This is a genomic window from Leclercia sp. W17, from assembly GCF_003336325.1.
Taxonomy (GTDB): Bacteria; Pseudomonadota; Gammaproteobacteria; order Enterobacterales; family Enterobacteriaceae; genus Enterobacter.
In genome coordinates this window covers 76,825-89,134 of record NZ_CP031102.1, presented here as the reverse complement: position 1 = coordinate 89,134, position 12,310 = coordinate 76,825, and the positions used below count along the sequence as shown (strand labels likewise).

Genomic DNA, 12,310 nt, shown 5'->3' with positions numbered 1-12,310 from the left:
CATCAAGAATACAAATCTCTGATAAATGGATCGTTGAAATAACGGCTACTAAAAACTGCTTTACCTGGCAAAAAACCGAGCCACCAGAGTTTGTGTTTTAGCAATCCTCTTATTCCTGACTCAGCTGCTTTGTTATACGCAATCCAATACACAACCGCTGCTACAACAGAAAACCCGAAGCATTCGAAGATATTCCCAAATGCAACCAGAATGAATGCAAGCCCTAATTTTTTGGCATCCCAAAACAAAATCAGTAGAGGCATGTTGATCCTGAAAGGGAATCTATAGGTATGCTGAGGAACGTCGTTCTGCTTACTCATTAAAAATCCAGAGAGGGGGATGAACCCCCTCATGCATGATTAACAATAAATTACAGCGGTACGCCAGCATCCATAAAGGTGCTGATAATTTTCTCGCCGTTGGCCATTACCAGCATCATGAATAATGAAACCAGTGCCAGGCCCGGGTTAGGCTTAAGGACAGAGAAATATACGCTTGAGATCAACATCGCGGCTGCCAGAATTTTGCCCGGAGCTCCAGTCATACTTTCACTCATGTATGACCAAATATCTCCCAGTGCCCCATCATCTGAACCCGCATATGCCAGACCGCAAAAAAGCACGGTCAGCAGAACAAACAAAATCACTTTTGCGCTTTTTGTTTTAAAAAGTGCAGCCGTGTTAGATTTCTTTTCACTAAGGCCAATATTTAAAGAAAGTTCCATAATTACTCCGTGTAGATTTGAGTTCACGTAAACGCGAATGAATAATACTTTTTTATTCCGATCCTTCCGTTCGCATAAACCCCCTTTTTTTAACGTTTAGCGATTGGTGAATTTTTAAGCAAAGGGCCTAAAGCATAATCTTTGAAAGGTACCAGTGAACGCTTAGTAAAAGTTTGAAAGAGGGGAGGGGGTAAGATTACGTTAAGCTCAATCCTGAAGCTGATGAGACTCCTCAAGCATAAAAGTCACTTTTGATGGTTTGAAAAGCTCTAACTAGATATCGGGCAGGTAACTAAGCTTCATATCTAATCTTTTTTGTTCCCTTATTATCTATCTCTTGATTCTGAGAAGGCCGCATATCACTGTGCTCCCTGGTTCGGCAACTATCAGTTGGAGAAACTACATACAATCCTCGGGCCGGTGCGTCATTCATCTAAATGCCTTTTACACCTCTGGGCGTGAGTGGGACTTTGTCTTGTCCATACGAACATCATTCATTCGAATGCTTTTGGCCAATGCTATTTAAGCAAATGCTTTCTGGCTGAGTCCTTTTGCGAATGAGTCTTTGATATAACTGCATGAATTTTGGGTTGTTTGGTGTACTAACAAAACAAAGGCATTTCTTTGAATGCCATTGGAGTTGTGATGCTTCTGATATTTTTTTGATCTCATATCAAGCACATAGTCCTTCTGATGCCCAATGTCATAGATGTCTTGGACCATTCTCGCTCTTAACAAAGCTGAACTGTGTGTCATTCGACCTAATGCCATTCACCAAAATGCCTTTTTATACCACTGCATAGCTATGCTCGGGATACAGTGGCAAACAAAAGCATTTCAATGAATGAATTTTTGGGATACCGACATCAAAAGCATTTGTATGAATGTAAGAGGCGTAATCCACAAAAGGCATTCACGTGAATAGAGTGCGCACGAAACCATCTTGCTCAACGGCATTTAATGAATGGGCTAGCATGTACGCTTGAGTCAGAAAGGCATACAGATGAATAGTCAGGAGTTCGTTTGAAAAGTTACTTTTTTGCACATTAAGCCGAGATGTAAGACCAGTAGTAAAAGAAGCACTAAGCATAGCACTGATAAATAACTTATTTTTCAGCAGGTTATAACCAGTGCATACCAGATAGCTTTCAACCTTGTTTGGCAAGGGCCAGCTTAGGGCTTCTTTTGAAGATCTGAAATTGTATGTCGCGACCTTTCTTAACTTCTTGATAATCGAGATATCCGATAGATTCAAGTTCCCGCATTGCTTTACGAATTATCTGGTTTTGCGTACGAATAGGGGTTGTAAGAAGCAACCTTTCCCTCAACCGTTTCATATTAACGAACAACGTACCAGCTGGCATTGCTTCAAAATAAATATAGAGAGATTGCGCAGCTTCTTTTTTAGCCAAAATGTATAGAACCTGAAGGCTTAACAATGTCTTATGGTCGTAACGATACAGTTCCCACATAGAAGGATCCCCAACCAGCTCAACAGTATCGCTTTTTGGATCAATCATAGCCTTCTGCACCAGATGCGTTACTGTGAACCGACCACTACGAGAGTCTGAGAAGGCAAGCACTACCGATGCAAGGTTCATTAATGACTCTTTAAAGCGCGCACGAGTTCGTTTGTTGATGTTTGTTGAACTGATACCACACATCTTCGCAAACTCGTTAAAAGTCAGGCTAATCTTCTCGGAAGTAAAACCATATTTACTGAAAGCCATGATGATCCCGAGCCAGCACTTAAAGTCGGTAGACATAGATAGTTTGACACCAGTTATCTTGATGTCGTCATAACCCTCCGATCTTGCAATTTCCATACACGAAAGCTCATCAGAGGCATCAACTTCAAAGTTTCGGTCGCGGTTTTCTTTTGTGCCGACAGGGGTAAATACACTCAATCTCAGCAGGGCCACGGGCTGAACCGACTTGGACGAGTTAGGCGTCAGTTGATAAGTCTTACCTGATTCATTACTGGTTACGTCAAAAGGATGGATTAACTCGTTGTTTTTAATCATTAACTTAACTCGTCGGTGATAAGATTTTCATTTGGCAAACTGTTTATAACATATTCTTGCAAATGCTTTTTACGCATTTACCTAAATGCCATAAGCATTCCAGTAAATGCCTTCCTTATTCATTCAAATGCTTTTCGCATGCATCCGAATGCCGGATCCTTTCATAAAGTTACTATAATCAATGAGTTAAAGATGCCGTGATCTTTACTTGAACTCTATTGATCTTTAGTGATCTAAAGAATTGATCTAACCTGTTGAAAACAATGATAAGTCCATATAAAACAAGGAATAGCGCTCCTTTATCAATATCTACAGATCGCAAACGGAAATGAAAGTGGGTTTACTATCATTGTTTTATTCAAGACAGTTTTTATTTTAATTTTATTAAGCAAATTTTTTGAGTTTACCTTTTAGATGTATCAGCCCTATTTGGCAAATTTGAGGTTCATGTATCATGTAGTAAACAGGAGGAAGATATGAACAACAGCAAACATACAGTCATTGAAGTGGATACTAATCTAGTTGAAATTGAAAAGGGATTTAATCCCCGAGAGGCGGTAATCGGAGATTTGTGTTACGAACAAGAACCTGTCAAATCGATGATTGTGTCAATCAAACAAGCCTTTAAGGAAGGAAGGCAGGTTGATATGATCAAGGTCGTAAAAAGAAAAGGTAAATATTTAGTTCGTCAAGGTCATACTCGTTTTCATGGCTTAAAATTAGCAATTTCTGAAGGTGCTAATATTCCAAAATTATCTGTTATCTTAATCGATTATAAAAACGAAATTGAAGAATACCTTGAGAACCTCGATGGTAACAGAAGCAATGGGCTAAATCCGGTTGGGCAAGCTCATGCATTAGCTCATGCTGTTAGTCTCGGGTATTCGGTTGAAGAACTAGCAATGCGATATCAACGATCAACTACCGCAATTCGTAATATGCTAAAAATCCTTGATATGCCATTAGAGCTTCAACGTTTGATTAGCCTAAATCTAATCAAAAAAACGCTCGCCATTGAAATAATGTTAAAATATTCCAACGATCACAAAATGGTTTTAAAACATATAGAAGGTTTCTTACCTGGCGTTAAGAATATTGAGACTACAACGAGCAAAATTGTAGGCATACCTGAACACAATGCAGCTGGAGCAGGACCAGACACCTTAAATAAAGGCGGACCAGAAAAGAAAAATTCGGCAGTCACACGTAAGACTTTGGGTATTAAGCGCCTCTCGCATAAGAAAACAGAACGGCTAAAATCTGAATTTCTTGAGCTTGTGGAAAGTACACATACGGAATCTATAACGAATACTCAAACAGAACTAAAATTTGGTAGAGATAGTGCACACTTGTTCAAAAATGTTGATAGTAAAAATGTAATATTTTCTGATGATGGTGTTCAAATAATCTTGAATGATGAAAAGCTAAATATTTTATTGTCTTTACTTAACGACGAAAATACAGCAATCATTCTTTCTAAACCAAAATTAGAAGAGCTTCTGGAAATTCGAGATCTCCTTAAGGAATAAAAACCCGAGGATTAGTTGAGTGATTAAACCTATAAAGCTGACTCTTATCGATAATTATAATGATTTGCTTCTAACTCATGAAGTCCTTAAACGCAACATGGAAGAGTTAGAACACGGTAAACGTTTTGACCAATTTCCTGAAGGGCATGACCACTATGAAAAAACTGTGAAAGAAGCTGTAGCAATCGTAGAGGCACGTTTGGAGGTGTTTCGAAAATGAAATCTCTTTTCTTTACTCTTGATGGTCATATGGTACCAGCCTCAGTGAATGTATCCCTTAACGGAGATGGAAATTATTATGCACCTATCGAAAGAGAATGTAACGAATGTGCGGGCACAGGCCACAAAGGGGCTGATGTATGTGAAAAGTGTCATGGGGTGCAAACAGTTGGACCCATTATTGAAAAATTAGTGGTACTAGAGCCAATTACCTTTCTCGATAACATTCCGGAACTGCGTGTTAACCCAACACTCGAAGCATGGAAATCCAGAAACCACGTACTTATTGAGAAAGCAAAAAAGGCTAACACTAAGTTTTCTAATAGTATATTGGCGCAACTAGACAATAACCGTTTTTTGACAGAACGCCAGCTGGATTGTTTCTTTACAACCTTTGATGTGATGTTGTCTGAAACTCCGGAAAATGAACAAGAAATTTTAAAACATAGCTACAATATCGGCCAGGTCATAAGCATTGAACTAACATTTACTGAAGTCAGGGCCGCGTACGCAAAAAGTAAAGGGAGTTATTTTTTTACATTTACTGGTAAAGTTAGAAATGACGGGATCGCTTTAACGGCCGATAAACAGGATCACATTTTATTGGGTGAACGTTATCATTTGACTGGAAAAGTCAGAAAATTCTATGATTTTGATTCGAAAAATTATGCTGCAATAACAGTTTTTAAGTTAAGTAAACTCCAAGACAGTTAAATGTTTTACTGCTTAAATATAGAGCCAAGACTTAAACTGTCGTTAGGACTCACTCACGTAATATTGTTGCTTACGCAATGGGTTTTATCCCTCATAAAGATCTGCGAGTATAAATCTTTTACATTTAAATTCCCCTCTATCACAACCTTTTCAATAGTAAAAAAATGATAATCTTATTAATTATAATTTTTAATTTTTTGTATACCAATACCATACAGTTAAGGCTAAAAGGTGATGATGGAGATGGACTTTAAAATGCACAATGATCTGGGTCTCGGTTTCATTTGTAAAAATGCAAGAACATCGTCAAAGCCAACGTTAAGAAAAGTTACTTTTCCGGTAAGCGCATATGAAACGTCTAAGCTTTCTTTAACCGGTTTTCAATGCCCCACAGCCTGCCGATTTCCTTTTTTTGTGCTATGCATGATAATCCATAACCATCTTTCGTCTGCATGCCCTATCAACCAAAATGAATGTTCAAATCATATATCGCAATTTTCTATCGACATTAAAGTACAAGATTGGCTTAGCCGTTCAAGAGTAGCGTTTATTGATTTCCATAATCTAAGAAATACAGATAAAACCACATTAATAACAGTGGAACATCTTGAAGCTTTACTTACTGTTATGTCAACTACTCTTGTCGCTTACGCTCCATATTCAAAAAAGAGACTTAACTTTAGCTTTCTAAATTCATTTACTTTGTCTAAAACTTCTCAAAGTTACACATTAACTTTCCCGGTAGTTCTCAGTCCGCTTTTAGATGCTCTTGGCGGTTTCATTCAGGAATGCATAACCGAAAAATTGTTAAAACGACGAAATTCGAATTTCATGGTTTACGAGTATCTTAAACGTTCAGGCCAGAGCTCTCATAAAGTGGAGGACATTAATAACGACTTACAGCTTAAAACTCTAAATATAAGACTTATGAGCGTCCTTACTGGGCTTTCTCAGCAAGGACTCATTTCATTTATTTGCGAAGGAAAGAGGGGCGACCGGAGAATAGAAGAGCTTCAGTTTATACCTTATGTTCAACGAACTCACCCTGAGGTATTAACTTTTCAGGAATGGATTAGCCCCGTTGATTAGAATTAACTCTATTTCAGCACGGCCAGTATTTCTGTTTCCGTTTTCCGTGTATTTGGCTTACTTCCTACGGATCGGTAAGCGCTGAGTCTGTGTATGACGAATCCACGCTCTTCATAGAGGCCCAAAGTGAATGGTGTCAGGCTATTTGATATCGCAACAGCAGCGCCTTTTCTGTGAGCGTCAACGAGCATATTTGCTAACAGCACGTGGTCGCTTTGGCTGAACGGTTTACCATCGTAACTGACAAAACTAGTTTTGCTTGTTTTGTCATATGGCGGATCACAATAAATCTGATCTCCTTCGCCGGTTGCGGCCAGAGTCTCCTCAAAACCAGCGGTGATCAGTTCAATACCTGAAAGACGAAATGAAAGGTAGTCTATTTTATTGAAGTCAAGCTTCAGTTCTGTATGTTTCCCCCAGGGCACTGAATAGATTCTTTCTGAGTTATAGCGGCACATACCGTTATAGCCCAGGCGATTCAGGGAGTAAAACAAAGCCGCTCTTTGAAGCGGTTGACCAGAAATACAGGTTTTGTTGAAACGGTCCCTCATCTCATAGTAGTCCTTTTCGACAAAGGTTTTATCCGCTAGGTTTTGGACCTGATTTATAAAGTTAGTTTTCTGTCTTTGAATAGTCCTGTATAGGTTGATCAAGTCTGGATTGCTATCTGCAAGCAATGCATTTTGTGCAAACATGTTCAGAAAAACGGCACCACCGCCTATAAAGGGTTCTACCCACCGGCAACTATGATCGTGTGGGTAGTGATGGCTGATGAAAGGCATCAGTTTCGTTTTTCCACCAGCCCATTTGATTATCGGCATGTGTCTGAGATGTCGAGTCAAAGTGTCTATACCTGAGAGAGAAATTTAGGTGCTGGTATCGTACCTAACCACGGGCTTTAACTAATAACTTAGGGAGCAAAAAAAAGTTGTTTAAGACGCACAGTTTTGACTTTCAGCATTGCGGATTTATAAGATTTTTCCTCACTGATACCTGAACTTTATGTTTTGGATTTATGTCTTTGTTTATGAAGCGATTTTGATGCCATCACAAGAAATGGGGAGCCCTCTTTTTTTGTGAAAAATCAGAATAGGCTCAAAAAGTACCTTTTTTGCGAAAAATTATGGATTTTTTTTTCGGTAGTATCCCCGCTACGCAGAAAGTAAGCAGAAAAATGTAACGGAGCCCCTATGAGTGTTTTACTGACAGAACCTACACAGCAAGCTAATGACAAGGTCTTTAAAACGGCCCATGTTGCCTTTTCAGTAGTTACTGGCACAGGTCGTTACGTCACTGGGCTTAAACAGTTCCGTGATGCAAACCCTGAACTTTGTACTGAAGTAAGTGACCAGAAAGCATGGGCTATCCACCCTTCAGTAATTCAGGTCACGCCAGGCTTCAACTCCCGCGAAATGGGAATGGGTGACGATTACTATAAGCTCCCTGAGGTTGAAGAACACATCTACAACATCAAGAATGCCTACATTCGAGGTGACTATGTAGACCCTATCCGAGTACGTGTCATTGATGGGGTACCTTTTGTTCGCCAGGGGCACTGCCGTTTAAAAGCCGCAATGATGGCATGTGATGAAGATCATGACATCACAATCCTTTGCGTTGAGATTAAAGAAGATGAAATTGGCTGTGAGCTCGCGACCATTGATGGTAACCGTGGTCTTGCGCTTTCTCCTGTTGCGCTTGGCGAGTCCTATCGTCGCCTACATTCTCTTGCTGGCTGGTCACTCGAACGAATTGCTCAACGTGAAAATAAAAGCCCGACGACCATCAGTTCTCTTATCCGCCTGACAACCTGTTCTGTTGTTATCAAGAAATGGATTCATGCTGACGCTATTTCGTATGTTAACGTGCTTTCACTGATCGATGAGCTCGGTGAAACAGAAGCAATTTCACGTATCAAGAAGATGATCGCGGAACTTGAGCAGGCCGATGCGAATGGCATCACGGTGAAAAAAACCCAACATGGTCAGGTACGAGTCAGACCTTCAGACTTCAAGCCAGCACGGATTCCGCCGGTTATTGCCACAAAAGCCGTAGAAGGCGTCAAACTCATCACCACCAGCTTATTACAGAAACTGGGGGATATTGAATTGCCGGAGATGACAGATTCAAGTGCTGACGAAGAAATCAACATTACGTTGAACCGCAGTACTCTGGAGATGCTGAGAAATCTTTCAAAAGAGATCACAGAATCAGAGAACAAGCAGCTTCGCCGTGCGGAGAATCGTCAGGCAAAACTTAATGGTGAGAAGCCAAAATACCCACGTAAAAAAAATGCTAAGAAGGCAGGGGAAGAGACCGATCAGGATACTGACCCACAGCCGGACGCAGAATAATTTACTTTTGGCAAAGTGTTGGTTTTGTCAGAGTCATTAAGGATTCAGGCTTTTTGCCCGCCTTTTTTAAACCTCCATGTATCGTTCTTGCCCCGTTTATGCGGGGCTTTTTTTTTGCTTCTTTCTATGAGTTGACATCTTTAAGTTTTATTCAGAGACATAAAAAACTTTTTCGTGTCACTGAACCTATTAGGTTACAGAGCGACGTTGCTATCCTGGTAAAAGTTTTTTCTAAAGGACCGGTAAAATGTCATCTCTTGATTCTGAAGCTAAACCCGATAATGCAGGTCACAGCGTACTGGCTTTAACAACCTCTCATAGCCTGGTGGTTAGCTCTTCTGAAACATTTCTTCCAGATATGCGCAAAGAGCTCGGCATTATCGCGGATCTTGTTGAGTCCTATAATGATGAACTCTGCTTGTTGAAACACATGGCTGTCCAGTTCAAAACCCACAATCACCAGAAACTTTATTCTTATCTCTCAGGCTACAACCACAGTATCTCTGAAGCGGATGCCTTGTTCGCGGAAAACGCTCTGAGATCTGAATACTGGAAACGCGTTATGGCACTCACTGATGTTTTGCCTATCATGTCGGATGCCAAACGTAACGAATGGGATAAGCAGTTTACGGCCGACCGCTATATTATGCCGCCTCAGGTGATCCCTGATTTCACAGCTGACGCTGTAGTAGGCACAGTCGTTGCTTTGCTTAATGACCGCAATCAATTTATTAAAGAAAGGGTTTACGACGTCTTCCAGTCTCTGAGCCGCAGTCATAAGACAAACAAAGCTTTTGGGTTCTCCACCCGCATGATCACTACCGGAGTTTGCGAGCCGTCTAAATACCCCTGGCAGAAATTAAGGGTGGATTTTAAAGAGTCTGGCATTTCACCACTGAGCGAGCTCCGCGTTATATGCGCATTCTTCCGTGGCGAACAGGTGAAGGCGATCCATAACACCAAATCATTGGTTGAGGCGTTGGTCGAACATGAGGGGTTCAGAAAATGGATCTGCATCGATGGCAACAGTATTCGTTTCAGGGTTTACAAAAATGGATCAATGCATATTGACGTCCACCCTGATATCGCCGAGCGGCTTAACAATATTTTATCAGCTATCGTACCGCTGGCATTACCTGCCGACCGCATGGCTCATAGCAAGAAATCTTTGGAGGCATTCCCTGTACTTAAGCAGTGCATCGACTTTGATACCCGGATGCAGCTTTCTGAACTAATGTTTAAAAATGACGGGGACAATAAATGGAGTTGCTGGACATCTTTAGGGTCTCTCGCCGAACGCAAATCTTCGAGTGTTGCCGCTGACACCCTTCGGTTCTTAGGGGCAACAGTAACAAAATACGATGTGACATTTTCCTATGATCCGTGTGAGGTTATTCGTTACATCGGCCAGATAGGGGAGATGCCTGATATTGTATCGCATCAGTTTTACCCTTCATCTTGCCGAATCAGCGAATATGTATATTCCCTGCTCGGTGCAGGGGAAGGGGATACCCTCCTGGAGCCTAATATTGGCCATGCGGATTTGCTTAAATCATTCCCTGCCGGTGTGATCGTTACTGGCATCGAGCTTGATACTTTGAATTGCCTTATCTCCCGGGCTAAGGGATACGATACGACAGAAGCTGACTTCCTCACATGGTCTAAGTCTAATCAACAGAAGAAGTTTGATTATGTCGTGATGAACCCACCTTTTGCCGATAACCGGGCCAGGCTGCATCTCCAGGCAGCTGCATCTCATCTCGCAGCCGGGGGATCTCTAGCAGCCGTTCTTCCATTATCTCTTCAGGGGCTCGATAACCTTCTGGGGGAAGAATTCCGGACGGAATGGATGGACGTTTTTGAGAACGAGTTTGAAAACACGACCGTTTCGGTTCGCATCCTGTACGCCGAACGTATTCAACAAGAGGAAGTCCTATGAGCAACCAACCCACCAGCCTGCCAGAAGAAGATATTGAGTTTGTTATGGATACCTTTCAGAGGAGCATGGGTAAATCCAAACCTGTCAGGGATACTCAAATAGAGGGCGAGAAACCGCAAAGTAAAGAGTCCGCAAACTCAACTGAAAACCCCGGTTATGAAGAATTCTTTTAATTACGCTCATGATATCCTGGTGCAGTTATTTAGAATGATATTTGAGGGATGGGGGACATTGTGATTAAAAGGCGTAACATTCGACGATCAGTTTATGGATTGCTTATTGTTCTTATCGCCGGAAATGTGTGGTTAGGCCTTAGAGCTGATAAAATTCATAAAGTGCGTTATCAGGATTTCTGGTCACCGGCAACTGTGATTAAAGTAACTGTAATGCCTTCAACGAATGAAATCCAGCTCAGTGGTAAAATCCCTAAATCGGTAAGAGTTTCAAACAATTATGTTGAGTACTCGTTACCGGGCACACTCTCGGACAAGACCATTTACCGAAGCGTGTTAGAAGATGAGATGCTCACTTTGCTTAATGCTGGAGGTCAACTTGAAGTTAAATACACTCTGGACAAGCAGACAAATCGAACTAAGGTATGCACTAAGTGCTTACGGGTGATTAAAGATATTAACCATCAATATTCAGCCACTGAGGTAAAGCATGGGCAGTCCTAAATTTGAAATTGCTGAGCAAATTAAAATGTGGATCGTTGTTTATCTAGTTTGCTTTTTAGCACTTTACTGTGTGTTAAGCGCTCTACATGCGCTTTATGATCCGCTAAATTTACCTGCCCTGACGTGGCCTATCAGCTGGTTCGTGGTGCCTGAAATGACAAGTTTTGGCAGTGCATTATTAGCTTTTGTCCTAACGCCAGGCCTTTGCTCTATAATTGCTGTTTTATTCGGTAAGTCTACCTTTAAAAAAGCTAAAACAAAAATATAGAGTTAATTAGATTGGTGGCTCAGGTTTATAAAACCTCTCACTAGAGAGGTTTATTTATTATTTTTGACTGAGATTAACAGCGTTTTCCATAAATGTATCAATAACAACCGTAAGAGACTGGCTGGTACCATGGCTATACTCAGGCCAAGGTAAAAAAGGATATGAAGAATACGCCATCAACATGATACTGGTTGGGCAACGCCAGTCCGTTGGAACACCTTTACTGTAATGGACAATCATAGCCGGGCGACTACAATCAATATCTCCAGCGTTTTTATCGAGTACGAAAGTAGCCAGAACGCCGGTGTCCTTCTGGGATACGAAAACAAGGCTGTCAGTAAAAATAAAGGCCATTAAGGAAGAGGCCAGGAAAGCGCCAGTAAATAAGGACTTCTTCTCTTTCCAAACGCGTCGAGCATATAACCCCATTAGCGCTACCGCTGAAACCATTCCGGACCACTGAGCACCCAAAGAAAAATCTGTTACTGTTTTAGATGTCATACTTTCATTAATAGTAATCATTGCGACAATGAATGGTGATGCAATTCCAAGTGTTGCTAGGACTATCAGCGATATTTCAGACCGGTTTTCTTTAGCGGATCCTTTACTTATTGCAGACATTGCTCTGAACATAACGAATGTACTGTTGAGCATCAGAAAACAGCATAAGAGCATGTATAACATTGGGTTTCCTCAACCTAGAAGTGATGGTTACCCTGTTATTTTACATAAATTTGACTCAACAGATGCTTTTAAAATCTCGCTTCCTTGAA

Annotated in this window: 14 protein-coding genes; 9 read left to right on the top strand and 5 right to left on the bottom strand. The window is 41.0% G+C overall.

All coding sequences use genetic code 11. The features are described 5' to 3' along the window. Window positions 1–2 precede the first annotated feature (2 nt). The 3 genes from DVA44_RS24270 to DVA44_RS24255 all read right to left on the bottom strand — a co-directional run bounded on the left by DVA44_RS24270 (window position 3) and on the right by DVA44_RS24255 (window position 2,748). Entirely contained in the window at window positions 3–353 is a 351-nt protein-coding gene (locus DVA44_RS24270) for a type IV conjugative transfer system protein TraL (protein WP_001447770.1), read from the bottom strand. 17 nt (window positions 354–370) lie between these two features. Next, window positions 371–724 carry a hypothetical protein gene (locus DVA44_RS24265; RefSeq protein ID WP_000423602.1) on the bottom strand — a complete coding sequence of 118 codons (354 nt, stop codon included), beginning with the start codon at window positions 722–724 and terminating at the stop codon, window positions 371–373. A 1,148-nt stretch (window positions 725–1,872) separates the two neighbouring features. Next, window positions 1,873–2,748, bottom strand: coding sequence for a RepB family plasmid replication initiator protein (locus DVA44_RS24255; protein WP_000594611.1), 876 nt, complete (start codon window positions 2,746–2,748; stop codon window positions 1,873–1,875). Between the two features lie 476 nt (window positions 2,749–3,224). Here DVA44_RS24255 and DVA44_RS24250 point away from each other — a divergent pair, with 476 nt between their 5' ends. The 4 genes from DVA44_RS24250 to DVA44_RS24235 all read left to right on the top strand — a co-directional run bounded on the left by DVA44_RS24250 (window position 3,225) and on the right by DVA44_RS24235 (window position 6,299). Then, window positions 3,225–4,277 carry a hypothetical protein gene (locus tag DVA44_RS24250; RefSeq protein ID WP_001065778.1) on the top strand — a complete coding sequence of 351 codons (1,053 nt, stop codon included), beginning with the start codon at window positions 3,225–3,227 and terminating at the stop codon, window positions 4,275–4,277. Window positions 4,278–4,296: 19 nt separating this feature from the next. Further along, window positions 4,297–4,497 carry a hypothetical protein gene (locus tag DVA44_RS24245; RefSeq protein ID WP_000594930.1) on the top strand — a complete coding sequence of 67 codons (201 nt, stop codon included), beginning with the start codon at window positions 4,297–4,299 and terminating at the stop codon, window positions 4,495–4,497. After that, window positions 4,494–5,210 (top strand): zinc finger-like domain-containing protein, encoded by a 717-nt coding sequence (locus DVA44_RS24240; protein ID WP_000838219.1) that lies wholly within the window; start codon window positions 4,494–4,496, stop codon window positions 5,208–5,210. Before DVA44_RS24245 ends, DVA44_RS24240 begins: the two co-directional genes overlap by 4 nt. Before the next feature lie 234 nt (window positions 5,211–5,444). Next, window positions 5,445–6,299, top strand: a complete 855-nt coding sequence (locus DVA44_RS24235) for a hypothetical protein (protein ID WP_000970401.1) — start codon at window positions 5,445–5,447, stop codon at window positions 6,297–6,299. Window positions 6,300–6,307: 8 nt separating this feature from the next. On the opposite strand, the gene DVA44_RS24230 is transcribed toward DVA44_RS24235, so the two are convergent. Beyond that, window positions 6,308–7,120, bottom strand: a complete 813-nt coding sequence (locus DVA44_RS24230; RefSeq protein WP_001121574.1) for a Dam family site-specific DNA-(adenine-N6)-methyltransferase — start codon at window positions 7,118–7,120, stop codon at window positions 6,308–6,310. Window positions 7,121–7,489: 369 nt separating this feature from the next. On the opposite strand from DVA44_RS24230, the gene DVA44_RS24225 reads away from it, so the two are divergent. The 5 genes from DVA44_RS24225 to DVA44_RS24210 all read left to right on the top strand — a co-directional run bounded on the left by DVA44_RS24225 (window position 7,490) and on the right by DVA44_RS24210 (window position 11,537). Further along, the gene (locus DVA44_RS24225; protein WP_000114860.1) at window positions 7,490–8,653 is read left to right on the top strand and encodes a hypothetical protein; all 1,164 of its coding nucleotides are present in this window, start codon (window positions 7,490–7,492) and stop codon (window positions 8,651–8,653) included. Window positions 8,654–8,900: 247 nt separating this feature from the next. Beyond that, window positions 8,901–10,592: a DUF4942 domain-containing protein gene (locus tag DVA44_RS24220; RefSeq protein WP_000096325.1), complete on the top strand. Its 1,692-nt coding sequence runs from the start codon at window positions 8,901–8,903 to the stop codon at window positions 10,590–10,592. Further along, the gene (locus tag DVA44_RS25760; protein WP_000070862.1) at window positions 10,589–10,765 is read left to right on the top strand and encodes a hypothetical protein; all 177 of its coding nucleotides are present in this window, start codon (window positions 10,589–10,591) and stop codon (window positions 10,763–10,765) included. Before DVA44_RS24220 ends, DVA44_RS25760 begins: the two co-directional genes overlap by 4 nt. Window positions 10,766–10,825: 60 nt before the next feature. Then, window positions 10,826–11,269 (top strand): hypothetical protein, encoded by a 444-nt coding sequence (locus DVA44_RS24215; protein ID WP_001805248.1) that lies wholly within the window; start codon window positions 10,826–10,828, stop codon window positions 11,267–11,269. Beyond that, the gene (locus tag DVA44_RS24210; RefSeq protein ID WP_000535423.1) at window positions 11,256–11,537 is read left to right on the top strand and encodes a hypothetical protein; all 282 of its coding nucleotides are present in this window, start codon (window positions 11,256–11,258) and stop codon (window positions 11,535–11,537) included. Before DVA44_RS24215 ends, DVA44_RS24210 begins: the two co-directional genes overlap by 14 nt. 57 nt (window positions 11,538–11,594) lie before the next feature. Here DVA44_RS24210 and DVA44_RS24205 read toward each other — a convergent pair whose 3' ends face one another. Beyond that, on the bottom strand, window positions 11,595–12,221 hold the full coding sequence (locus DVA44_RS24205; RefSeq protein ID WP_000966518.1) for a hypothetical protein: 627 nt from the start codon (window positions 12,219–12,221) through the stop codon (window positions 11,595–11,597). Between the last annotated feature and the right edge of the window lie 89 nt (window positions 12,222–12,310).

What these genes read in the sequence shown, in the direction of transcription:
- DVA44_RS24235 (WP_000970401.1), top strand. Translation starts at nt 5,445, where the DNA reads ATGATGGAGATGGACTTTAAAATGCACAATGATCTGGGTCTCGGTTTC.
- DVA44_RS24210 (WP_000535423.1), top strand. Translation starts at nt 11,256, where the DNA reads ATGGGCAGTCCTAAATTTGAAATTGCTGAGCAAATTAAAATGTGGATC.
- DVA44_RS25760 (WP_000070862.1), top strand. Translation starts at nt 10,589, where the DNA reads ATGAGCAACCAACCCACCAGCCTGCCAGAAGAAGATATTGAGTTTGTT.
- DVA44_RS24205 (WP_000966518.1), bottom strand. Translation starts at nt 12,221, where the DNA reads ATGTTATACATGCTCTTATGCTGTTTTCTGATGCTCAACAGTACATTC.
- DVA44_RS24240 (WP_000838219.1), top strand. Translation starts at nt 4,494, where the DNA reads ATGAAATCTCTTTTCTTTACTCTTGATGGTCATATGGTACCAGCCTCA.
- DVA44_RS24250 (WP_001065778.1), top strand. Translation starts at nt 3,225, where the DNA reads ATGAACAACAGCAAACATACAGTCATTGAAGTGGATACTAATCTAGTT.
- DVA44_RS24220 (WP_000096325.1), top strand. Translation starts at nt 8,901, where the DNA reads ATGTCATCTCTTGATTCTGAAGCTAAACCCGATAATGCAGGTCACAGC.
- DVA44_RS24270 (WP_001447770.1), bottom strand. Translation starts at nt 353, where the DNA reads ATGAGGGGGTTCATCCCCCTCTCTGGATTTTTAATGAGTAAGCAGAAC.
- DVA44_RS24230 (WP_001121574.1), bottom strand. Translation starts at nt 7,120, where the DNA reads ATGCCGATAATCAAATGGGCTGGTGGAAAAACGAAACTGATGCCTTTC.
- DVA44_RS24255 (WP_000594611.1), bottom strand. Translation starts at nt 2,748, where the DNA reads ATGATTAAAAACAACGAGTTAATCCATCCTTTTGACGTAACCAGTAAT.
- DVA44_RS24265 (WP_000423602.1), bottom strand. Translation starts at nt 724, where the DNA reads ATGGAACTTTCTTTAAATATTGGCCTTAGTGAAAAGAAATCTAACACG.
- DVA44_RS24225 (WP_000114860.1), top strand. Translation starts at nt 7,490, where the DNA reads ATGAGTGTTTTACTGACAGAACCTACACAGCAAGCTAATGACAAGGTC.